19 protein-coding genes are annotated in these 20994 nt (G+C 65.8%); 16 read left to right on the plus strand and 3 right to left on the minus strand.

The window, feature by feature from the left end:
* The first annotated feature begins 43 nt into the window (after positions 1-43).
* The 3 genes from D4Q52_RS05245 to D4Q52_RS05255 all read left to right on the plus strand — a co-directional run bounded on the left by D4Q52_RS05245 (position 44) and on the right by D4Q52_RS05255 (position 4274).
* Positions 44-2350 carry a xanthine dehydrogenase family protein molybdopterin-binding subunit gene (locus D4Q52_RS05245; protein ID WP_119855499.1) on the plus strand — a complete coding sequence of 769 codons (2307 nt, stop codon included), beginning with the start codon at positions 44-46 and terminating at the stop codon, positions 2348-2350.
* 200 nt (positions 2351-2550) lie between these two features.
* Positions 2551-3000, plus strand: a complete 450-nt coding sequence (locus D4Q52_RS05250; protein ID WP_119855500.1) for a c-type cytochrome — start codon at positions 2551-2553, stop codon at positions 2998-3000.
* Positions 3001-3356: 356 nt separating this feature from the next.
* A complete protein-coding gene (locus tag D4Q52_RS05255) occupies positions 3357-4274 on the plus strand; it encodes a c-type cytochrome (RefSeq protein ID WP_119855501.1) in 918 nt (305 codons plus the stop codon).
* Between the two features lie 10 nt (positions 4275-4284).
* On the opposite strand, the gene D4Q52_RS05260 is transcribed toward D4Q52_RS05255, so the two are convergent.
* A complete protein-coding gene (locus D4Q52_RS05260; protein ID WP_119855502.1) occupies positions 4285-4530 on the minus strand; it encodes an Lrp/AsnC ligand binding domain-containing protein in 246 nt (81 codons plus the stop codon).
* A gap of 144 nt (positions 4531-4674) precedes the next feature.
* On the opposite strand from D4Q52_RS05260, the gene thiD reads away from it, so the two are divergent.
* The 7 genes from thiD (at position 4675) to D4Q52_RS05295 (ending at position 10853) form a co-directional block, all read left to right on the plus strand.
* A complete protein-coding gene (gene thiD, locus D4Q52_RS05265; protein ID WP_119855503.1) occupies positions 4675-5475 on the plus strand; it encodes a bifunctional hydroxymethylpyrimidine kinase/phosphomethylpyrimidine kinase in 801 nt (266 codons plus the stop codon).
* Positions 5476-5578: 103 nt separating this feature from the next.
* Complete coding sequence (gene gntA, locus D4Q52_RS05270; protein WP_119855504.1) at positions 5579-6247, plus strand: guanitoxin biosynthesis heme-dependent pre-guanitoxin N-hydroxylase GntA; 669 nt, start codon at positions 5579-5581, stop codon at positions 6245-6247.
* On the plus strand, positions 6244-6828 hold the full coding sequence (locus tag D4Q52_RS05275; protein ID WP_119855505.1) for a DUF1989 domain-containing protein: 585 nt from the start codon (positions 6244-6246) through the stop codon (positions 6826-6828). Before gntA ends, D4Q52_RS05275 begins: the two co-directional genes overlap by 4 nt.
* Positions 6829-7234: 406 nt before the next feature.
* Entirely contained in the window at positions 7235-7891 is a 657-nt protein-coding gene (locus D4Q52_RS05280; protein WP_119855506.1) for a class I SAM-dependent methyltransferase, read from the plus strand.
* Positions 7892-7944: 53 nt separating this feature from the next.
* Positions 7945-8745, plus strand: a complete 801-nt coding sequence (locus D4Q52_RS05285; RefSeq protein ID WP_119855507.1) for a UDP-2,3-diacylglucosamine diphosphatase — start codon at positions 7945-7947, stop codon at positions 8743-8745.
* A complete protein-coding gene (locus D4Q52_RS05290; RefSeq protein ID WP_119855508.1) occupies positions 8745-9803 on the plus strand; it encodes a glycosyltransferase family 4 protein in 1059 nt (352 codons plus the stop codon). Before D4Q52_RS05285 ends, D4Q52_RS05290 begins: the two co-directional genes overlap by 1 nt.
* Positions 9804-9863: 60 nt before the next feature.
* Positions 9864-10853 carry a threonine/serine dehydratase gene (locus tag D4Q52_RS05295; protein ID WP_425328452.1) on the plus strand — a complete coding sequence of 330 codons (990 nt, stop codon included), beginning with the start codon at positions 9864-9866 and terminating at the stop codon, positions 10851-10853.
* 18 nt (positions 10854-10871) lie between these two features.
* On the opposite strand, the gene D4Q52_RS05300 is transcribed toward D4Q52_RS05295, so the two are convergent.
* The gene (locus D4Q52_RS05300) at positions 10872-12134 is read right to left on the minus strand and encodes a hypothetical protein (protein ID WP_234831080.1); all 1263 of its coding nucleotides are present in this window, start codon (positions 12132-12134) and stop codon (positions 10872-10874) included.
* A gap of 236 nt (positions 12135-12370) precedes the next feature.
* Between D4Q52_RS05300 and D4Q52_RS05305 the strand changes: the two genes are divergently transcribed.
* The gene (locus tag D4Q52_RS05305) at positions 12371-13579 is read left to right on the plus strand and encodes an MFS transporter (RefSeq protein ID WP_119855510.1); all 1209 of its coding nucleotides are present in this window, start codon (positions 12371-12373) and stop codon (positions 13577-13579) included.
* Here D4Q52_RS05305 and dgcA read toward each other — a convergent pair.
* Positions 13549-14544, minus strand: coding sequence for an N-acetyl-D-Glu racemase DgcA (gene dgcA, locus D4Q52_RS05310; protein WP_119855511.1), 996 nt, complete (start codon positions 14542-14544; stop codon positions 13549-13551). The two genes, D4Q52_RS05305 and dgcA, sit on opposite strands and share 31 nt — an antisense overlap.
* A gap of 105 nt (positions 14545-14649) precedes the next feature.
* Here dgcA and D4Q52_RS05315 point away from each other — a divergent pair, with 105 nt between their 5' ends.
* The 5 genes from D4Q52_RS05315 (at position 14650) to D4Q52_RS05335 (ending at position 20760) form a co-directional block, all read left to right on the plus strand.
* Positions 14650-15801: an ABC transporter permease gene (locus D4Q52_RS05315; RefSeq protein WP_119855512.1), complete on the plus strand. Its 1152-nt coding sequence runs from the start codon at positions 14650-14652 to the stop codon at positions 15799-15801.
* A gap of 3 nt (positions 15802-15804) precedes the next feature.
* On the plus strand, positions 15805-16572 hold the full coding sequence (locus D4Q52_RS05320) for an ABC transporter ATP-binding protein (protein ID WP_119855513.1): 768 nt from the start codon (positions 15805-15807) through the stop codon (positions 16570-16572).
* A gap of 115 nt (positions 16573-16687) precedes the next feature.
* Positions 16688-17587 carry an MlaD family protein gene (locus D4Q52_RS05325; protein WP_119855514.1) on the plus strand — a complete coding sequence of 300 codons (900 nt, stop codon included), beginning with the start codon at positions 16688-16690 and terminating at the stop codon, positions 17585-17587.
* 474 nt (positions 17588-18061) lie between these two features.
* Positions 18062-19168, plus strand: coding sequence for an HlyD family secretion protein (locus D4Q52_RS05330; protein ID WP_119855515.1), 1107 nt, complete (start codon positions 18062-18064; stop codon positions 19166-19168).
* Positions 19165-20760, plus strand: a complete 1596-nt coding sequence (locus D4Q52_RS05335) for an MFS transporter (protein ID WP_119855516.1) — start codon at positions 19165-19167, stop codon at positions 20758-20760. The genes D4Q52_RS05330 and D4Q52_RS05335 overlap by 4 nt, the downstream gene beginning before the upstream one ends.
* The last annotated feature ends 234 nt before the right edge of the window (positions 20761-20994 follow it).

The following is a 20994-nucleotide window of genomic DNA, read 5'->3' on the forward strand; positions in this document are numbered from 1 at the left end:
CTGCAAGATGCGCGACGACAACGTCACGGAAAAAGGGTGATCCATGGCTCCCACCAAGTTCGGCGTCGGCCAGAGCGTCATGCGCAAGGAGGACGATCCCCTCATCCGCGGCAAGGGCAGTTACACGGACGACTATGCGCCACAAGCGTCGGCGCACGCGCTGGTGCTGCGCTCGCCGCACGCCCACGCCACCTTCACGCTCGACGCCGCCGCGGCGCGGCAATTGCCCGGCGTGCTGGCGATCCTCACCGCAGAAGATGTCAAGGACCTCGGCGGCCTGCCGTGCCTGTTCAATCTGCCCGACAAGCCGTTCGTCGGCCCGGACTATCCGATCCTCGCTGGCGACGAAATCCGTCATGTCGGCGACGCCGTCGCCTTCGTTGTCGCCGATACGCTGGCGCATGCGCGCGATGCGATCGAGGCGATCGCCGTGGAGTGGACACCGCTGCCGGCCGCGATCGGCGCCGGCAACGCGATCAAGCCAGACGCTGCGCAGGTCTGGCCGCAGTTTCCCGGCAATGTGCTGTTCGATGCCTCGATCGGCGACAAGGCGGCGGCCGAGGCGGCGTTTGCCAAGGCGCATAGCATCGCGGAGATTCGTATCGTCAATCCGCGCATCGTCACCAACTACATGGAGACGCGTGCCGCGGTCTGCGAATACGACGCCAAGCGCGATCACTTCACGCTGACGATCGGCAGTCAGGGCAGCCATCGGTTGCGCGATATCCTGTGCCAGAACGTGCTCAAGATCCCGACCGACAAGATGCGCGTGATCTGTCCGGATGTCGGCGGCGGCTTTGGCACCAAGCTGTTTCCGTATCGCGAATACGCGCTGTTGGCGGTGGCGGCGAAAAGGATCGGCAAGCCGATCCGCTGGACCGCCGACCGCTCCGATCATTTCGTGGGCGACTCGCAGGGCCGCGACAACATCACCGTGGCGCGCATGGCGCTGGCCGAGGACGGCAAGTTCCTCGGCATGGATGTCGATCTGATCGGCGATCTCGGTGGCTATCTGTCGACCTTCGGTCCCTACATTCCATATGGCGGTGCCGGCATGCTGCCGGGCCTCTACGACATCAAGGCGTTTCATTGCCGCATTCGCACCGTGTTCACCCACACCGTGCCGGTCGATGCGTATCGCGGGGCGGGGCGGCCGGAAGCCGCTTATGTCATCGAACGGCTGGTCGACGCCTGCGCGCGAAAACTCGGGATGTCGCCGGACGCGGTCCGGCGCAAGAACTTCATCGCACCGCGCGCGCTGCCCTACACCACCGCGACCGGCAAGGTGTACGACTCCGGCGACTTCGCCGCGCATCTGAGGCGCGCCATGGAGATCGGCGGCTGGAAGGACTTCTCCAAGCGCGTCAAAACCGCCAAGAAGCACGGGCTGGTGCGCGGCATCGGGCTGGCCTCTTACGTCGAGGTGTGCGGCACGATGGGCGAGGAAACCGCCAAGGTCGTGCTCGATGCCGATGGCGATATCACCGTGCTGATCGGCAGCCAGTCCAGCGGGCAGGGCCATCAGACCGCCTATGCGCAGATCGTCGCCGAGCAGTTCGGCATGGCGCCCGAGCGCGTCCGCGTGATTCAGGGCGATACCGACAAGATCGCGACCGGGCTCGGCACCGGCGGCTCGGCGTCGATTCCATCCGGCGGCGTCAGCGTGCAGCGCGCGACTCAAAAGCTCGGCGAGCAACTCCGCGAACTCGCGGCCGACGCGCTGGAGACCAGCGCGGCTGACCTCGAGATCGCCGACGGCATCATCAGGATCGCCGGCACCGACCGCACGATCTCGTTCTCCGATCTCGCCAAGCGTCCCGGCGTCGATTCGTCCAAGCTCAACGCCAGCGCCAGCTTCTCCAGCGCCGACGGCACCTATCCGAACGGCACGCATCTGGTCGAGATCGAGCTCGATCCCGCCACCGGCAAGATCGCAATCGTCAACTACGTCATCGTCGATGATTTCGGCGTCACCCTGAACCCGCTGCTACTCGCCGGCCAGGTCCATGGCGGCACCATGCAGGGCATCGGTCAGGCGCTGATGGAGCAGGCGGTTTACGATCCCAATGACGGCCAGCTCGTCACCGGCACGTTCATGGACTACGCGATTCCCCGCGCGGCCGACGGCGCGCCGATCGTGTTCGAAACCGCCAACGTTCCCTGCGCCACCAACCCAATGGGGGTGAAGGGCGCGGGCGAGGCCGGCGCGATCGGGTCGTGTCCTGCCGTTGTCAACGCCATTATCGACGCGCTCTGGCGCGAATACCGCATCGACCACATCGACATGCCGGCGACCCCGGAACGGGTGTGGATGGCGATCCGCGAGCACGAGCGGCAGCATCGCCTGTAAGTCGTGGGAGGGTGACGCTTGCGTGAGCGGACCGGGTGAAGCGGTAGGATTCTGCGGAACGTGCGGCAGGTGCGGTGAGACAGCGCACGTGTGAGACTGTCATCTCTTTGACGAGATGGAATAGTTCTATCTAATCGGTGTTTGAAGGAATCGGTCCGATCGTCGGACTTTGGTTCGGCAAAGCTTATGGGAGATGAGGAATGTTGCGAACAGTCGTGGTGGCGGGAACGCTGCTGATCAGCGCGAGCGCGGTGTTCGCGCAGCAGAGCGTGGTCGACAAGACGCAGAAGCTGATGAAGGACAACGGCCGGAACATCATGCAGCTGAGCGCGATGGCCAAGGGCGAGAAGCCTTACGATCAGGCCACCGTCGACGCCGCGCTGAAGCAGTTTGATGAAACCGCCAAGGATCTGCCGAAGCAGTTCCCGGAGAGCGTCAAGGGCCTCAAGGCGACCGACAGCAAGTACAGCGCCTCGCCGAAAATCTGGGAAGAGCGCGCCAAGTTCGACGCCGAGATCGCGACCTTTGCCAAGGCGGTGAACGACGCTAAGGCCAACGTCAAAAACCTCGACACGCTGAAGGCGTCGTTTCCGGCCATCGGCAAATCCTGCGGCAGCTGCCATGAAGGTTTCCGTCTGAAGGACGGCTAGTTGGGCGGCGGCGGTTCTCCGTCGGCACGTGCCCTCTCGTCATGGCCGGGCTTGTCCCGGCCATCCACGTGTTTGGCGCTAATTCCTGGCGCGGTGCGGGCGGAGTTTCCGTCAGATCGGTTGATCGATTCAAAATGATCCGACATTCCGACCGCGCTGAGTTCTCATCCCGAGAGCTTGAAAATGAATACAGCTAAACCAGCAGCGCTATTCGTCATTGCGAGCGAAGCGAAGCAAGCCAGAGGCTGCAAAATGGGCTTCAGCTGGATTGCTTCGTCGCTTCGCTCCTCGCCATAACGACGTTCTAGGCGTCAGTTGCGGCTCGAGTTTTCGGCTAGGCTCTGAGAGGATCGACAGTGGCAAAGCGGCTGGGCATCGCACTCGTCTTTTTGGCGCTGGTCGTCGGCGCAGCGGCGTGGCTGCTGACCACGCCGGCGACGATCGCGGCCTCCGCGCTGCCCGAGCGCACGCCCGACCTCGCCAACGGCAAGGTCGCGTTCGACGCCGGCGGCTGCGCGTCGTGTCACGCGACGCCGGGGCAGGAGGACCGCACCAGGCTTGGCGGCGGCCTGGCGATGACCTCACCGTTCGGCACGTTCAACGTCCCCAACATCTCTCCCGATCCGGCGACCGGCATCGGCAAATGGAGCGAGGCAGAGTTCGTCACCGCGGTGATGCGCGGCACCGCGCCGGACGGCGCGCATTTGTATCCGGCGTTTCCCTATCCGTCCTATGCGAAGGCGAAGGTGGAGGATGTCCGAGACCTGTTCGCCTACATCAAGACGCTGCCGGCGGTGTCCAACGCGGCGCCGGCGCACGAACTGCCGTTCCCATTCAGCATCCGACGTGGCGTCGGGCTGTGGAAGCTGTTGTTCTTCGACCCCAAGCCGTTCACGCCGGACCCGGCCCAGAGCGCGCAGTGGAATCGCGGCGCCTATTTGGTGAACGGCCTCGGCCACTGCGCCGAGTGTCACAGCCCGCGCAACGCGCTCGGCGGCATCGTCGACGCACAGCGCTTCGCGGGCGGGCCCGACCCGGAGGGCAAAGGCTGGGTGGCGAACATCACCCAGAAAGGCCTTGGCGACTGGAGCGAGAAGGACATCGCCTATTTCCTGGAAACCGGGATGACTCCGGAAGGCGACAGCGCCGGTGGCTCGATGGCGCGGGTGATCCGCAACACCTCGCAACTCAGCACGCAGGATCGCGACGCGATGGCTGTCTATCTGAAGTCCTTGCCGCCGGTCGACGGGCCGGCGCGGCCGGCCCGGAAATGACACGCCCGGGTTATTTCGGGCCGAACGCCTTGAAGGTGATGATGGTGTGAGTGTCCTTGATGCCCGGAATCACCTGCACCTTTTCGGCGACGAAGTGGCCGATGTCGGTGGTGCGGTCGACATAGAACTTCACCAGCAGATCGTACTCGCCCGCGGTCGAATAGATTTCCGACGCGATCTCCGCTTCGGCGATGGCATTGGCCACCGCATAGGATTTGCCGAGTTCGCATTTGAACTGAACGAAAAACGGGACCATCGCGTTGTCTTCTCCGAGGCTTGACCGGGCCATCAAGCCTAAAACCGCATTGCGAGGCAAGCTTGCAGCCTGCCGAGGGGCACGATACCACAGGTTGTGCACTTGGGCGTGGTCAGGCCCATCCTCGGACGACGCGAGCGCGACATGGCAATTCCGATCGCAGTGACGATCGCTGGTTCCGATTCGGGCGGCGGGGCGGGTATCCAGGCCGACCTTAAATCGTTCTCCGCCAATGGCGTTTACGGCGCCTCGGTGATCACCGCGCTGACTGCGCAGAACACGCTCGGCGTCACCGGCATTCATCCGGTGCCGGCGGACTTCGTCACGGCGCAGATCGATGCGGTGTTCAGCGACCTCGACGTCGCCGCGGTCAAGATCGGGATGGTATCACAGCGTCCGGTGATCGAAGCGATTGCCGACGGACTGGCACGCTGGTCGCCGCCCAATGTGGTGCTCGATCCGGTGATGGTCGCGACCTCCGGCGATCGGCTGATCGATGACGATTGTATCGACGCGTTGCGGACCCGGCTGATTCCGCGCTCCCGGATCATCACGCCCAACCTGCCGGAGGCGGCGGCGCTCCTTGACGATGCCGTGGCGAGCGACCAGACCGCGATCGAGCGTCAGGGCGGCGAATTGCTGGCGCTTGGTTGCGAGGCGGTGCTGATCAAAGGGGGGCACGGCGATGGGCCGAACAGCACCGACTATCTGTTCAGCGCGGCCGGCACCGTTGCGCTGGTGGCGCCGCGGATCGCGACCAGGAACACCCACGGCACGGGATGCTCGCTGTCCTCGGCGATCGCCGCGCAACTTGCGCGCGGAGAGGAACTCGACAGCGCGGTCGGCCATGCCAAGGCCTGGGTCAGCGAGGCGATTGCCGCTGCAGATCGGCTCGAGATCGGCAAGGGCCACGGGCCAATCCACCATTTCTATGCCTTCGAATGAGGCATTTGTGGAGGCTGCACGGATTAGTTGCGAGGTCGCGAAAATAGCGTAAATGGCGGCACGAATCCGAAACTGGGGCGTTGGTCGGGCCCGAGGAGTACCGATGACGCCACCGAGTTTGACCGACCGTTTTCGCAGTTTCATCCACCAAGCGGAGTTTCCCTGCGTCGGTGCCAAGTCCGCTCTCGCCAAAGGCACGCTCGACGTGCTGGTGGCGCGGGATATCCGCTCCAATTGGGACGATCGGCGCATTTACGACGGCATTACCAAAGTCGTGGCTGACTACCGCGCCGACCGCGCCCTGTTCCGAAGTTTTGCGGTGATATTCGAGGGGCCGGACGAGATCGACGAGCCCACGTTCGAACGCTATTTGTGGGCCCGGGCCGAAAGCCTCACCAACAAGGACACCTGGCACGGCAAGCCGCACGACCATCGCGTCAGCAGCGACCCCGATAACCCGCATTTCTCGCTGAGCTTCGGCGAAGAGGCGTTCTTCATCGTCGGCCTGCATCCGAATGCGAGCCGGCCGGCGCGCCGTTTCGAGCGGCCGGTGCTGGTGTTCAATCTGCACGACCAGTTCGAGCAGCTGCGCAGGCAGGGCCTCTACGAGAAAATGCGCGAGAAGATCATCGCCCGCGATATCGCCTTGGCTGGCTCGCCGAATCCGATGCTGGCTCGCCACGGCGTCAGCTCGGAAGCGCGCCAATATAGCGGCCGGATCATCGCCGATCCGGAGTGGAAGTGCCCGTTCCATCCGGTGGCGCGCGCATGAGCGTCGCGACGATTCCGCCGCGCTCCGGCACGGCGTTCCGGCTGAGCAAGGGCCAACTCCTGACCGTGATCGATCCGCAAGGCGAGCAGGTCGCGGATCTCGTGGTGTTCAACGCGCAGGACATTCGCGAAGCGATCTCGTCGGGTCGGAGCCTCGACTACGCCAGCAAGCTATATTTAACGACGGGCGATCTGATTTATTCGAACCGCAGCAACGTCATGCTGAGCATCGTCGAGGACACGGTCGGCCGCCACGACTTTTTGCTGACGCCATGCTCGCGCGAGACCTTCAAGATCATCTATCACGACGAAAATCCGCATCAGGGCTGCTTCGGCAATCTGGAAGCAGCGCTTGCCCCTTATGGCGTTCAATCCGACGCGATCCCGGTGGCGTTCAACTGCTTCATGAATGTCGTCATCGCGCCAGAAACCGGCGCGTTGACCGTAGAAGCCCCGCTCAGCCGCGGCGGCGACCACGTCACGTTCCGCGCCGAGATGGACCTGATCGTCGGGCTTACCGCTTGTTCGGCCCTGCAGTCCAACAACTACACCTTCAAGCCGATCGATTACCGCATCGAGTGAGCGACCGAAGTGCTGCATCGACTAATTCAAGCGACGTGGCCTTCTCAGTTGGAGTCGTCGCACTTGAGGCCTTGACCGAAAAAGGCGGCCTTCGAAATAGGGCGCCTTCCTCTCCCCGTCATGCCCGGCCTTGTGCCGGGCATCCACGCCTTGCAGCAGACGTAATAGGAAAAGGCGTGGATGGCCGGGACGAGCCCGGCCATGACGATGGGGTTGGTGGCCGCCGCTTATCGCCGGCTCTGAGTGGATCAGACGCAGAGCCGCTCCCATTATCGGCCGAGCGCGGACGCAAACTTGCCCGCCTTCGACCAAGGGCGGCCGGTCTCCTGGGCGGGTTGTCGCAGCACCGTCGCACTCCGCTGATAATCGGAAATTACTGAAGATTTCCAGATTCGGCACGGCGCAGATGACTCCCGACCTCGATAAATCCCTGGTGCAAACCGCTTATGCCCGCTGGGCTCCGATCTACGACGCGGTCTGCGGGCCGGTGATGGTTAAGGGGCGGCGCGCGGCTGCGGCCGAGGCGCGGGCGCTGGGCGGCAAGATCCTCGAGGTCGGCGTCGGTACCGGGCTGTCGTTCGACGATTACAATGCCTCGACCGAAATCACCGGCATCGATCTCAGCGCCCCGATGCTGCAGAAGGCCCGCGCCAAGATGGCGAGCGGCCGCTATCCCTGGGTCAAGGATGTGCGCCAGATGGATGCTCATCACCTGCAATTCGCCGATGCCAGCTTCGACTGTGTGGTCGCGCAGTTCGTCATCACGTTGGTCGAGAACCCCGAACAGGTTCTGTCGGAGTGTCACCGCGTGGTGAAGCCGGGCGGCCGCATCATCCTGGTCAATCACTTGTACTCCGAAGTCGGCGTCGCCGCTGCGGTCGAGCGCTGGGCGGCGCAGAAGACGCGCGGCCTCGGCTTGCGCCCGGAATTTCCTTTCGCGCGGCTGCAGGCCTGGGCACAGGCCAACAGCGACGCGATTTTGGTCGAGCGGCGCAAGATCAAGCCGTTCGGCATCTACACGCTGGTGTGCTTCGAACGAGCCGGCCCGTCGCTGGCGGCGTAAAGCCACCGCATTGTCATTCGCTGCCGCGGGCAGCCTGGCATGGGACAAAGACGATGAGCGACGACGGACCGGAACGGCGTTTCCGTACGCTTTTCATTTCAGACGTTCATCTCGGCGCGCGCGGCTCGCAGGCCAATCTGCTGCTGGACTTTCTGCGCGTCCACGATGCTGATACGATCTATCTGGTCGGTGACATCATCGACGGCTGGGCGCTGAAATCGAACTGGTACTGGCCGCAGTCGCACAACGACTTCGCCCAGAAGCTGCTGCGCAAGGCGCGCAAGGGCGCACGCGTCGTGTACATCCCCGGCAATCACGACGAGTTTCTGCGGTCGTACTACGGCACGCACTTCGGCGGCATCGAAGTCGCCGAGAGCGCGATCCATATCGGCGCCGACGGCCGGCGCTATCTGGTGATCCACGGCGACATGTTCGATCTCGTGGTGCAGAACGCGCGCTGGCTCGCCCATGTCGGCGACAAAGCCTACGATCTGGCGATCCGGCTCAACCGCATCGTCGCGGCGCTGCGCCGCTGGGCCGGAGTGCCGTACTGGTCGCTGTCGCAATGGGCCAAGCTCAAAGTCAAGAACGCCGTCAACTACATCGGCGCGTTCGAGCAGACGCTGGCGCAGGAAGCGCGCCGCACCGGCACCGACGGCGTCATCTGTGGCCACATCCACACCGCGGCGATCCGCGACGATCACGGCATCCGCTACATGAATTGCGGCGACTGGGTCGAGAGCTGCACCGCGCTGGTCGAGCACGAGGACGGCCGCTTCGAAATCATCACCTGGACCGATCCGCTTAAACGACATCTGCCGGTGCCGCGGGTCGCGGAGCAGCGTGCCGCCTGATGCGCATCCTGATCGCCACCGACGCGTGGCATCCGCAGGTCAACGGGGTGGTGCGGACGCTGACGATGATGGCCGAAGCGGCACGCACGCTCGGCGCCGAGGTCGTGTTCCTGACGCCCGAGCCGTTTCCGACCGTGCGGTTGCCGAGCTATCCGGATCTGCGCATTGCGATGCCCAGTCCGGCAAAGATCGCCCGCATGATAACCGCCGCGCAGGCCGACTGCATCCACATCGCCACCGAGGGCCCGATCGGCCTGATGGCGCGGCGCTACTGCATCAAGCGCGGACTGCGCTTCACCACCAGCTTCCACACCCGCTTCCCCGAATACATTTCGGCGCGTGCCCCGGTTCCTGAGTCCTGGGTGTGGGCTTTGCTCCGCCGTTTTCACGGCGCCAGCCACGCGGTGATGGCTGCAACCCCGGCGCTTGCAGACGAACTCCGTGGCCGCGGCTTCCGCAACGTCGTGTTGTGGCCGCGCGGTGTCGATGGTGAGTTGTTTCATCCGCGCGACGGCGCCGACCTCGGCCTGTCGCGCCCGGTGTTTCTGTCGGTCGGCCGCGTCGCCGTCGAAAAGAATTTGGTAGCCTTCCTGTCGTTGGATTTGCCCGGCACCAAGGTCGTGGTCGGCGATGGGCCGGCGCTCGCCGCCCTGCGACGCGACTTCCCGCACGCCGTCTTCCTCGGCGCGAAACAGGGCGAGGCGCTCGCGCAGGCCTACGCCGCCGCTGACGTGTTCGTATTTCCGAGCCTGACCGATACCTACGGGCTGGTGCTGCTCGAGGCGCTCGCCAGCGGTGTGCCGGTGGCTGCTTACCCAGTGACCGGCCCGCGCGACGTGATCGGGGATGCCCCGGTTGGGGTCCTGAGTGAGGATCTACGCGAGGCGTGTCTGGGCGCGCTGTCGATCTCGCGCGATGCCTGCCTCGCGTTTGCCGCGGACCATACCTGGGCCGCGTCGGCCCGAGCCTTCATCGACAATGTCACCCGGGTCTGGTTGATGGACCCAGGCCCCGTGCTGTCGCAGGCGGCCAGCAAGCCGAGCAGCCTGGTCGCCTGAGGCGGCTCAAGGCAACGTGCATTGCGGCCGCCGGATGCACGGAGCTACTGTCCGGGCATGATGGATTCTGTCTCCCTGCCGATCACCGCTGCCGATATCGAAGCAGCGGCCGCCGTGCTCGCGCCCTACGCGGTGCGCACTCCGCTGCTGACCTCGCCGGCGCTGGACGCCATCACAGGCGCTCGTGTGTATCTCAAGCCGGAGATGCTCCAGCGTACTGGTTCGTTCAAATTCCGCGGTGCATTCAACAAGTTGTCCGCGATCCCGGCGGCCGCGCGCGGTGGCGGCGTGGTGGCGTTCTCGTCCGGCAATCACGCTCAGGGCGTCGCTGCAGCGGCGCAGATCCTCGGCATGCGCGCCACCATCGTGATGCCGGCCGACGCGCCGCTGTCGAAGCGCGAGCGGACCAAGGGCTATGGCGCGGAAGTGGTGCTGTACGATCGCGATCGCGAGGACCGCGAGGCGATCGCCCGTGATATCGCCAACAGCCGCGGCGCCACGCTGGTGCCGCCGTATGACGATCCGAAAGTCATCGCGGGGCAGGGCACCGTGGGCCGCGAGATCGCAGCCGATCTCGCCGCGATGGGCATTGCGCCCGACATCGTCGTCGCTCCCGCATCCGGCGGAGGCCTCGTCGCCGGCACCGCACTGGCCGTGACCACGCGTTTCCCCGAAGCGGCGGTGATGTCGGCGGAGCCGGAGGCTTTCGACGACCACGCCCGCTCGATTGCAGCCGGGCGCCGCGAACCGCACAAGGCCGAGGGCCGGACCATTTGCGACGCGCTGATGGCGTCGATCCCGGGCGAGCTGACCTTCGCGATCAACCAGCAACTGCTATCACGCGGCGTCACCGCCTCCGATGCCGAGGTCGGCAAGGCCGTAGCGTTCGCTTTTCGCGAATTCAAGCTGGTGGTCGAACCCGGCGGCGCCGTGGCACTGGCCGCGCTGTTGGCGGGCCACATCGATGCACGCGGCAAGACGATCGCGATCGTGCTGTCGGGCGGCAATGTCGATGCAGATCTGTTCGCCCGACTCATTGCCGAAGCATAGAAGCCGGCCGAGCCGCGATCAGGAGAAGAATGCAATCTTCTCCGGCTGGCTCATCCGCCGCAGCGGTGCCAGCGCATCGCTGCGCGACTGACCCGGTTGACCCACCACGCCGCTCGCCAGCAGCGCAGCGCCAAGCGAGGCCGAAGCAGGAGGTGCCCGGTGCGCATCCATTGCCGGCTGAGACAAGACGAGCGACGCCGCCATCACCGGCTCGGGCACCGTCTGCGGCACGTAGAGCGATTCACCGCGTTCGCCGATCTCGAAGTTCTGCATGTCCTCCGCAACGGCCTCCATCGAAGGCGCCTCGTTAAACGCCGTCTCCGCTGACGGCTCGGTTCCGTCGTTCGACGATTCGATCGCCGGCTCGTGCGGCGTGGCGACTTCGGCGATCAGTTGGGCAATGTCGGATTGAGCGATTTCAGACGCCGCGGCGGCATAAGCGGCTTCGGCCCGCTCTGCTGCTTCCGCCTGTTCGAGCTCGATCCGAGCGGCTTCGATTGCCGCTTCGAGTTCGCTCGGCTCCTCCGGCTGCGGCGCCGACATTTCTAGCGCGACCAGATCGAGGACCGAGTCGACGTCCTCGATCACAATGATTGAGGCCTCAGGCGATTCGCCGCCGGGCATTTCCTCACTTGCCACGACGCCGTCGGTCGCTGCCATAGGCTCGACCGCTTCAACGAACTCGAGCTCGTCGGTCGCCGCGCCGGTGATGATGGTCAGCGCCGGGTCAGGCGCGGATGCCGGCGCGGTTGGCGGGTCAGCCGCCATCGCGGCACCCGGCACCGGAGGCTCGGCCGCAGCAGCCGCCTCGGCGACGTGGATTGCGGTTTCCGGCAAGTCGCCGACGGCGGTGGGTGAAGCTGGTTCGTTGCTTGCCCTCGATGGCTGGGTTCGATGCGGGCGTTGTTCGCCGGCCAGATCATGGACGCGATCGAGCAGGGCATCGAACGCCGCCAGCACCGCATCATTGTCGATCTCGTCAACCAGCCGCTGGCCGGCCTCGATCGCCGTGACCTGATTATCCAGCAGATTGCAGATCCGCACGTCGGCGCCACAGTCGCGCAGTGTCCACGACACTTCGCGGATGATCCGGGCGCCGTCGCGGGCAGCGGTCAGAACGGCGGCGTTGCCGAGGCCGGCAATCGATCTTGCGACCTCAGCGCGCGCCTCACCGACGATGGCATGGATCGCCACCAGCGATCCGTTCAGCCCCGACGAGCCGTTGGCTTGCTTCTGCGCGGCGAGATTCTGCTCGATGCGCGCCACCGCGTCGAGCACCATGCGGGTATCGGCGTTGCGATTGCGCTTGGCGTATTCGCTGAGAAACCAGCGCCCGCGCGAGGTTTCCATGAAGGCTTCGCGGATCGCATCGTAGTCCGCATCGCTCGGCATCGCCGCGCGAGCGTTGATCGGCGAAAGTGCGAATGCTTCATCGGCCATCACGGACACTCATTGCACAAATCACTGCACGTCATGATAACGATCAACACGATCCGTCCGGAAGCGCAATTGAATTGATGTCTGTCGCATCGAAAATCCCCACCAGATCAGGGCCTCCGAAGCGATTCGCGGTCGGGCTTGCGGTGTTTTATGCGACCGTGTTCAGCGTCACCGGCACCTATCTGCCGTTCTTCACGGTGTGGCTGAAAGCGATCGGTATCGAAGCCTCCTGGATCGGCGTGATCGTTGCCGCACCATCGATCACGCGGTTCACCATTCTGCCGGTGATCACCGCGCAGGCCGAACAGCGTCATGCCTTGCGTGCCGCGTTGATTATCACGGCAAGCCTCACGGCGCTGGGGTTTGTATGCCTCGGTCTGCTACGAGGGCCGTGGGCGATCCTGGCGGTATTTGTTCTCACGGCCTGCGTCTGGACGCCGCTGGTGCCACTCACCGACGGCTACGCGCTGAAAGCTGTCGCCCGGTTTGGCCTGAACTACGGGCCGCTACGGTTGTGGGGATCCGCCGCGTTCGTCGTCGGCGCGTTGGTCAGCGGCGTGCTGGCCGACCTGATCGCGGCGGAGCATCTCATTTGGGTGATCGCGGCAACCGCCGCGCTCGGCGTCTTCGCCGCGTTCGGCCTGCAGCCGTTCGACGCACCGGGGACGCGGCCGGCGATGCCGATGCGCCGCGTCGCGCTGCTCAGCAATCCGACATTTCTTGCAGTGATCATTTCGGCCGGACTGATCCAGGGCAGCCACGCCGCCTACTACACATTCGGCTCGATCGTCTGGCAGGGCGCCGGCTACGACGGCAAGACCATCGCGAGCTTGTGGGTGCTGGGCGTGCTCGCCGAGATCGTGGTGTTCGCTCTGTCACCGCGGCTGAGAATCGCGCCATCGCTGATGATGCTGATCGGTGCGCTTTGTGCCGTCGTACGCTGGCTGATCACTGCGCAGGATCCGCCGCTGGCGGCGCTGATCGCCGTGCAGTTGCTGCACGGGATGACCTTCGGCCTGACGCAGCTCGGCACCATGGGCCTGCTGGTGCGGCACGCACCGGGCCACGTCATCGCCCGAGCGCAGGGGTACTTCACGGCCTGCACCGGGCTGGTGATGAGCAGCGCCGCGATGCTGTCCGGTGCGCTGTTCGCGCATATCGGACTCGCGGTGTACGATCTGATGGCGGCGATGGCGCTGACCGGGGCAACGGTTGTTCTGCTGAATCGGCGCCGGCTCGAGATGTCGCCGGTCGATCAGCCCCACAGTTCCGGTTCGGGCGGATAGACGGTGCTGGCTTCGTAGCGCAGGCCATTGTGGCGATCTTTCGCGAGCAGCAGCGGGCCGTCGAGATCGACGAAGCGGGCCTGCGGCGTCAGCAGCATCGCCGGCGCCATCGCCAGCGACGTCGCCACCATGCAGCCGACCATGATGTCGAGCCCGAGCGCCTGCGCGGCCTGCGCCATCGCCAGCGCTTCGGTGATGCCGCCGGTCTTGTCGAGCTTGATGTTGACCGCGTCGTAACGGCCGCGCAGTGCCTCCAGCGAGCCGCGCGCGTGCACGCTTTCATCGGCACAAACCGGGATCGGCCGTCGGATCGTCGCGAGTGCCTCGTCGTGTCCGGCCGGCAGCGGCTGCTCGACCAGCGTGACGCCGGCGTCTGCGCAGGCGGCGAGGTTGCGGGCGAGGTTGTCCGGTGTCCAGGCTTCGTTGGCGTCGACGATCAGCTGCGAGGTCGGCGCCGCACGGCGTACCGCGGCGATCCGCGCCTCGTCGCCGTCGCCGCCGAGCTTGATCTTCAGCAGCGCTCGCGTCGCCGCCTTTGCGGTCGCTTCTGCCATTGCTTCGGGCGTGCCGAGCGAGATCGTGTAGGCTGTGGTCGCCGCGGTCGGTGCGGCGGCGCCGAGCAACTCCCAGGCGCGACGGCCGCTCAGCTTGGCTTCGAGATCGAGCAGTGCGCAATCGATCGCATTGCGGGCTGCGCCCGGCGGCATCGCCGATTGCAGCGCTGTGCGATCAAGCCCGCGCAGGAGCGGCTGCCGCATCGCCTCGATCGCGGCAAGCACGCCGTCGGGCGTTTCGCCATAGCGGGCATAGGGAACGCACTCGCCGCGGCCGGTATGGCCGTCGCGCGTGACCTCGGCGATCACGACCACAGCTTCGGTTTTGGCGCCGCGACTGATCGTGAATGCACCCGCGATCGGCCAGCGCTCGGTGCGTGCATCGAATTGGGACGGATTGATGGAAGTCATTCGAATTTCTGACAAACTCAAGCCGAGGGTTGCCCGGCGCAACTAAGTATGGCTGTTAGCGGGTGTTCCCCACAAGCGCTGTTTGAATAGCGGATTTGGCTCAATATGGCACAGCAATTGGCATTGGACGGTGATCCGACGCTGGAGCGGATCGCACGCGGCGAGGGTCTCGCGCTGTGCGCTGCCGGCTCGTGGACCGCGCGGTTCGCGCCGGCGCTGGAGCGCATCGTTGCCGACGCCGAGAAATTGACGGGGACCAAGCCGAACATCTTCATCGATGTCTCTCAGGTGGCGCGGCTCGATACCTTTGGTGCCTGGTTGATCGAACGGCTGCGCCGCAATTTGGCCCAGGATGGCGCCGAGGCGAGCATCGCCGGCCTTTCGGCGAACTATGCGAGCCTGGTCGACGAGGTGCGGCAGGTGAAGCCGGCGCCGCCGCCGGCTCGCGAGTCCGGCGCTCTGCGTGGGTCGATCGAGAAGCTCGGCCGCACGATGTATTCGTTCGGCGACGACATCGTGGCGCTGATCAGCATGCTGGGGGCGGTACTGGCCGGCGTGGTGCGTGCCATTCTGCATCCCACGACGTTCCGCTTCACCTCGACGGTGCATCACCTCGAGCAGGTGTGCTGGCGCGCGGTGCCGATCATCGTGCTGATCACCTTCCTGATCGGCTGCATCATCGCCCAGCAGGGTATCTTCCATTTTCGGCGCTTCGGCGCCGACCTGTTCGTGGTCGACATGCTCGGCGTGCTGGTGCTGCGTGAAATCGGCGTGCTGCTGGTCGCCATCATGGTGGCGGGCCGTTCCGGCAGCGCCTACACGGCCGAACTCGGCTCGATGAAGATGCGCGAGGAGGTCGACGCGCTGCGCACCATGGGGTTCGACCCGATCGACGTGCTGATCGTACCGCGGCTGATCGCGCTGGTGATTGCTCTGCCAATCCTGACCTTTCTCGGCGCGATGGCGGCGCTTTATGGCGGCGGGCTGGTGGCGTGGCTGTACGGCGGCGTGGATCCCGAAGCCTTCCTGCTGCGGCTGCGCGATGCCATTTCGATCAATCACTTCACCGTCGGGATGATCAAGGCGCCGGTGATGGCGGCGGTGATCGGCATCGTTGCCTGCGTCGAGGGCCTCGCGGTGCGCGGCAGCGCGGAGTCGCTCGGAAGCCACACCACGGCTTCCGTGGTGAAGGGCATCTTCTTCGTGATCGTGATGGACGGCGTGTTCGCGATCTTCTTCGCCTCGATCGGAATCTGACGGATGCCGGCCGCGGTCGATCCAATCATCAGGGTGCGCGACGTTTCGGTGCAGTTCGGCCCGACGCGGGTGCTCGACAATCTCAACCTCGACGTCCGCCGCGGCGAGATCCTCGGCTTTGTCGGCCCCTCCGGTGCCGGCAAGTCGGTGCTGACGCGGACCATCATCGGGCTGGTGCCGAAGCTGAGCGGTTCGATCGAGGTGTTCGGCATCGATCTAGACGCCGCCGGCAAGGCCGAGCGGCGCGGCGTCGAGCGGCGCTGGGGCGTGCTGTTTCAGCAGGGCGCGCTGTTCTCGTCGCTGACGGTGCGGCAGAACATCCAGTTTCCGATCCGCGAATATCTCAAGCTGTCGCAGAAGTTGATGGACGAGATCACCATCGCCAAGCTGGTGATGGTCGGCCTCAAGCCGGAGGTGATCGACCGCTTCCCGTCCGAACTGTCGGGCGGCATGATCAAGCGCGTGGCGCTGGCCCGCGCGCTGGCGCTCGATCCGGAGCTGGTGTTCCTCGATGAGCCGACCTCGGGCCTCGACCCGATCGGCGCCGGCGATTTCGACGAGCTGGTGCGCACCTTGCAGCGCACTTTGGGGCTCACCGTTTTCATGGTAACCCACGATCTCGACAGCCTGCACACCGCCTGCGACCGGATTGCCGTGCTCGGCGACGGCAAGGTGATTGCGGCCGGCTCGATGGCCGATATGCAGGCGTCGCAGCATCCGTGGCTGCGGTCGTATTTCCACGGCAAGCGGGCCCGCGCGGTGGTTGGTTAGCAATGCGCAAATCGGTTGTGGTTCAGGATGATTCGACGGCGCGTGCCGCTTTCAGCCCGCAATTGGCGCGCACAGACAGCGTGCCGGCGGCGCCGGATCTGGTCGGAGTAGAGTAATGGAAACCCGGGCGAATTACTTCCTGATCGGCACCTTCACCCTCGCGGTGATCGCTGCCGCGTTCGGCTTCGTGCTGTGGTTCCAGAGCCTGCACTCCACCAAGGCGCGTAGCCCGCTGCGGGTGGTGTTCGAGGGCGCGGCCTCCGGCCTGCGCAACGGCGGCAGCGTCAATTTCAACGGCGTCCGGGTCGGCGAAGTGATTTCGGTCAAGCTCGACAATCCGAAGCGCGTCGTGGCGCTGGCGATGGTCGAGAACACCGCGCCGATCCGCAAGGATACGCTGGTCGGCCTGGAGTTTCAGGGCCTTACCGGTGTCGCGGCGATCTCGCTGAAGGGCGGCATGGAATCGGCCCCGCCGGTGCCGCTCGACGAGGACGGCGTGCCGGTGCTGACCGCCGATCCGGAGCTCTTGATGGACATCAGCGAGTCGGTGAAGGCGACGCTGCGCAACGTCAACAAGCTGGTGGCCGAGAACGCCGAGTCGGTGAAGGATTCGCTGCAGAACCTGCAGGTGTTCACCTCCAGCCTGGCGCGCTCGTCGGACAAGATCGACAGCATCATGGCGAAGGTCGATGGCGTGATCGGCAAGACCGACAGCGTGATGCAGGGCATCGACGCGCTGGCCGGCGGCAAGGACGGCGGCGAGCTGTTCCAGGCGGTGAAATCGTTCCGCGAACTCGCCGACAACCTCGACAAGCGCTCCAGCGTGTTGATCCTTGACGGTCGCCGCACGCTGGCCGACCTCAGCCGCGCGATCAACAATTTCGACCGCAACCCGACCCGCGTGCTGTTCGGGCCCAGCAACTCCGCCCAGGAGCAGGCGCCGCCGCCGCAGGTCGCTCCCCCCGGCGCCGCCCGCGCCGAGCAGCCCCGGCCGCCGCGCCGCCGTACGCAGTAGGTCAGCTGGGCGGTCAGGCCGACCGCGGCGAGGGGGCAAACCGGGCAAGGGGGGGCCGCTGGGCCCTAGCCTGGGGCATAGGGTGCGCTGAACCAGGGCATCGTTGCCATGCCTGCGTCGGCGCTCCATTCTTCCTCGCGACCAACCTCTCGGTTGTCATTCCGGGGCGCGAGCGCAGCTCGCGAGCCCGGAATCCATAACCACCAACGCCGATGTAGCTCAGCGCGGCTCCGCTGTGCCTTCGCTGCGAGGGCAGGGGGTATAGATTCCGGGCCTGCGCGCAAGAGCGCGCATCCCGGAATGACGAACGCTGGGGGTTGGAGCGCGGCTGCGCCGGCTGCAGGCTGCGATGGCGGGAACCGTTGCGCTTGCAGATCGCTAGAGCAGCGTCCGTCGCCGATCCGTCCAAGAGGCTGGCAAACCCGTCGGCTAGAATTACCTTTCAGGAATTAATCGCAGCGAGATCGAGCATCGATGTCTCAGGTTGAACAGCCGGCTCCGCCGCCCCCGCCAGCGGCCGCGCCGGGGGCCACCGCCTTGCGCCGTCTGGCGCTGCCGATGCTGGCGGTCGCGGTGGCGCTCGGCTTCGTCGTGCTGGCGACGCTTCGCTGGGATGTCTGGATCGGCCACCGCGCCGTGCAGTCGACCGACGACGCCTATGTCCGGGCGCAAACCACCCGGCTGTCAAGCCGGGTCGCCGGCGAGGTCAAGGCGGTTGCGGTCAACGACTTCCAGCATGTCAAAGCCGGCGACCTGCTGCTGCAGATCGATCCGGCAGACTACCAGGCCCAGCTGGCGCAGGCCGAGGCCGGCGTGGTCGGCGCGCAGGCGGCGCTCGACAACCTCGCCAACCAGATCGAGCTGCAATACGCCACCATTGCCCAGGCTCAGGCGCAGCGTGTCTCGGCGGAAGCCCAGGAGGTCGAGGCCGGGCAGGAGCTGCAGCGCCAGCGCACGCTGAGCCAGAGCGAGTCCGGCACCCGGCAGCGGCTCGAACAGGCGGTCGCCGCGCAGGCCAAGGCGCAGGCCGACGTCAAGGCGAGCCGGGCGGTGATCGCGGCCCAACAGCATCAGCTCGAAGTGCTGAACGGCACCAGGAAGCAGCGCGCCGCGGATCTGGCCGGCGCCAAGGCATCGCGGGATGCGGCGGCGCTGAAGCTGAGCTACACGCGGATCGCGGCGCCGTTCGACGGCGTCGTCAGCGAGCGTCAGGTGCAGCCCGGCGACTACGTCAATATCGGCACCTATCTGATCAGCGTGGTGCCGCTGCCCGACGTCTATGTGGTGGCCAACTTCAAGGAGACGCAGCTGACCCGCGTGAAACCCGGCCAGCCGGTCGAGATCGTGGTCGATACGTTCTCGGGCGAGAAACTGCGCGGCCGGGTCGAGCGGATCGCGCCGGCGTCGGGCTCGCAATTCGCGCTGCTCCCGCCCGACAACGCCACCGGCAACTTCACCAAGGTGGTGCAGCGCATCCCGGTCCGCATTCGCTTCGACAAGGATCAGCCGCTGCTGAGCCGGCTGCTGCCCGGCATGTCGGTAACCGCGCGGATCGACACCACCGCCCCCGCGCAGCCATGACGCGCGTCGCCGCCGAGCCGCACGTCGTTGCGGCGGGGCCGGTTTCGACCGGCGGGCTGTCGCGACATCCATACTACGCGGTCGGCGCGGTGCTGCTGGGCTCGCTGGTCGCCAATGTCGATTCGCGCGTGTTCTCGATCGGCCTGGCGGATGTGCGCGGCGGGCTGTCGCTGAGCTACGACCAGGGGGCGTGGCTCGCCACCGCCGGCACCGCGTCGCAGATTTTCGTCGCGCCGGCGGTCGCGTGGCTGGCGACTGTGTTCGGGCTACGGCGGGTCCTCGGCGTGCCGGCGCTGATCTACGCGGCGATCTCGCTGCTGATCCCGTTCGTCCGCGACTATCAGCTGCTGCTGGTGCTGCACATCGCCCACGGCCTGTTGCTCGGCGCCTTCGTGCCGGCGACGCTGCTGATCATCTTTCGGAATCTGCCGATGCAATGGTGGCTGCCGGCGATCGCTATCTACGCGATCCGGGTCGGCTTCACCCTCAACGCCGGCGTGTCGATTGCCGGCTTCTATGTCGAGCATCTCGGCTGGCAATGGATCTACTGGCAGGACGTGATCGTCGCGCCGCTGATGGCGCTCCTGGTCTATCTCGGCACGCCGGCCGACCCGATCAACCGCGAGCTGCTGCGCGATGCCGATTGGGGCGGCATGCTGCTGTTCGGCTCCAGCGTGGCGATGATCTACACCGGGCTCGATCAGGGCAACCGGCTCGACTGGCTCGGCTCCGGCACCATCGTGGCGCTGCTCGGCGGCGGCACGCTGCTGCTGATCGGCTTCTTCATCAACGAAGCTCTGGTGAAGCGGCCGTGGGCGCACGCCGAGATCCTGCTGTCGCGCAATATCGGGCTCGGCCTGCTGTCAATCCTGCTGTTCTCCCTGACCAGCCTGTCCAACACCTCGCTGGCACCGACTTTTCTGACCACCATCGCGCAGCTTAAGCCGATTCAGACAGGTCATCTGTTTCTGATCTACACGGTGGCGCCGATGATCGTGCTGCTGCCGCTGGCGGTGTTTCTGATTCGCCGCTACGACGCCAAGCTGACGCTGATCATCGGGTTTGCGGCGTTCGCGGCGGCGGCGCTGCTCGGCACGCGGCTGACCTCGGCGTGGTCGCTCGCCGATTTCGTGCCGATGGTGCTGCTGCAATCGGTCGGGCTGTCGTTCGCGCTATTGGCGATCATCATCATCACGCTGTCGAATTCCGACCCGACCCGCGCCACCGCGTTCGCCGCCTACATCCAGGTGATGCGGCTCGGCTGCGCCGAGATCGGCGTCGCGCTGATGGCGACCTGGCTGCGGGTGCGCGAGCAGACCTACTCCAATCTGCTCGGCCAGCACGTCGCCAGCGGCGACGCCGATGTGGTCGGCACGCTGACCAAGCTGAAGGGCGTGTTCGCCAGCCACGGCGAGAGCCTGGCTCAGGCCCGCAGCGTCGGCACGCTGGCCGGCCTGGTGCAGCGCCAGGCCAATACGCTGGCCTATCTCGACGGCTTCTGGCTGACCTTCTGGTGCGCCATCGCCGCGCTGATCTGCGCCGCGCTGATCGGCCGCTCGCCGCCGGGGCCGTTCACGCCAAAGCGGGGATAGGGCGCGGGCACCGGTGCCCGCACAGGCGGCGACCGTGCTTTGTCTTTAGACGGGGGTGGTTGGTGCCTTCGCAGTCCATTCCGTCGCAAACCTCTTGTTCGTCATTCCGGGGCGCGCGCAGCGCGAGCCCGGAATCCATAACCACCGTGCTGAGTTGTGGGCCACGGCATCGGCGACGCTGGGCGCCACCGCGAGAGCTCGGGAGCATGGATTCCAGGTTCGCGCAGCTGCGCT

Origin of the sequence: Rhodopseudomonas palustris (genome assembly GCF_003591005.1) — a bacterium.
Lineage (GTDB): Bacteria > Pseudomonadota > Alphaproteobacteria > Rhizobiales > Xanthobacteraceae > Rhodopseudomonas > Rhodopseudomonas palustris_K.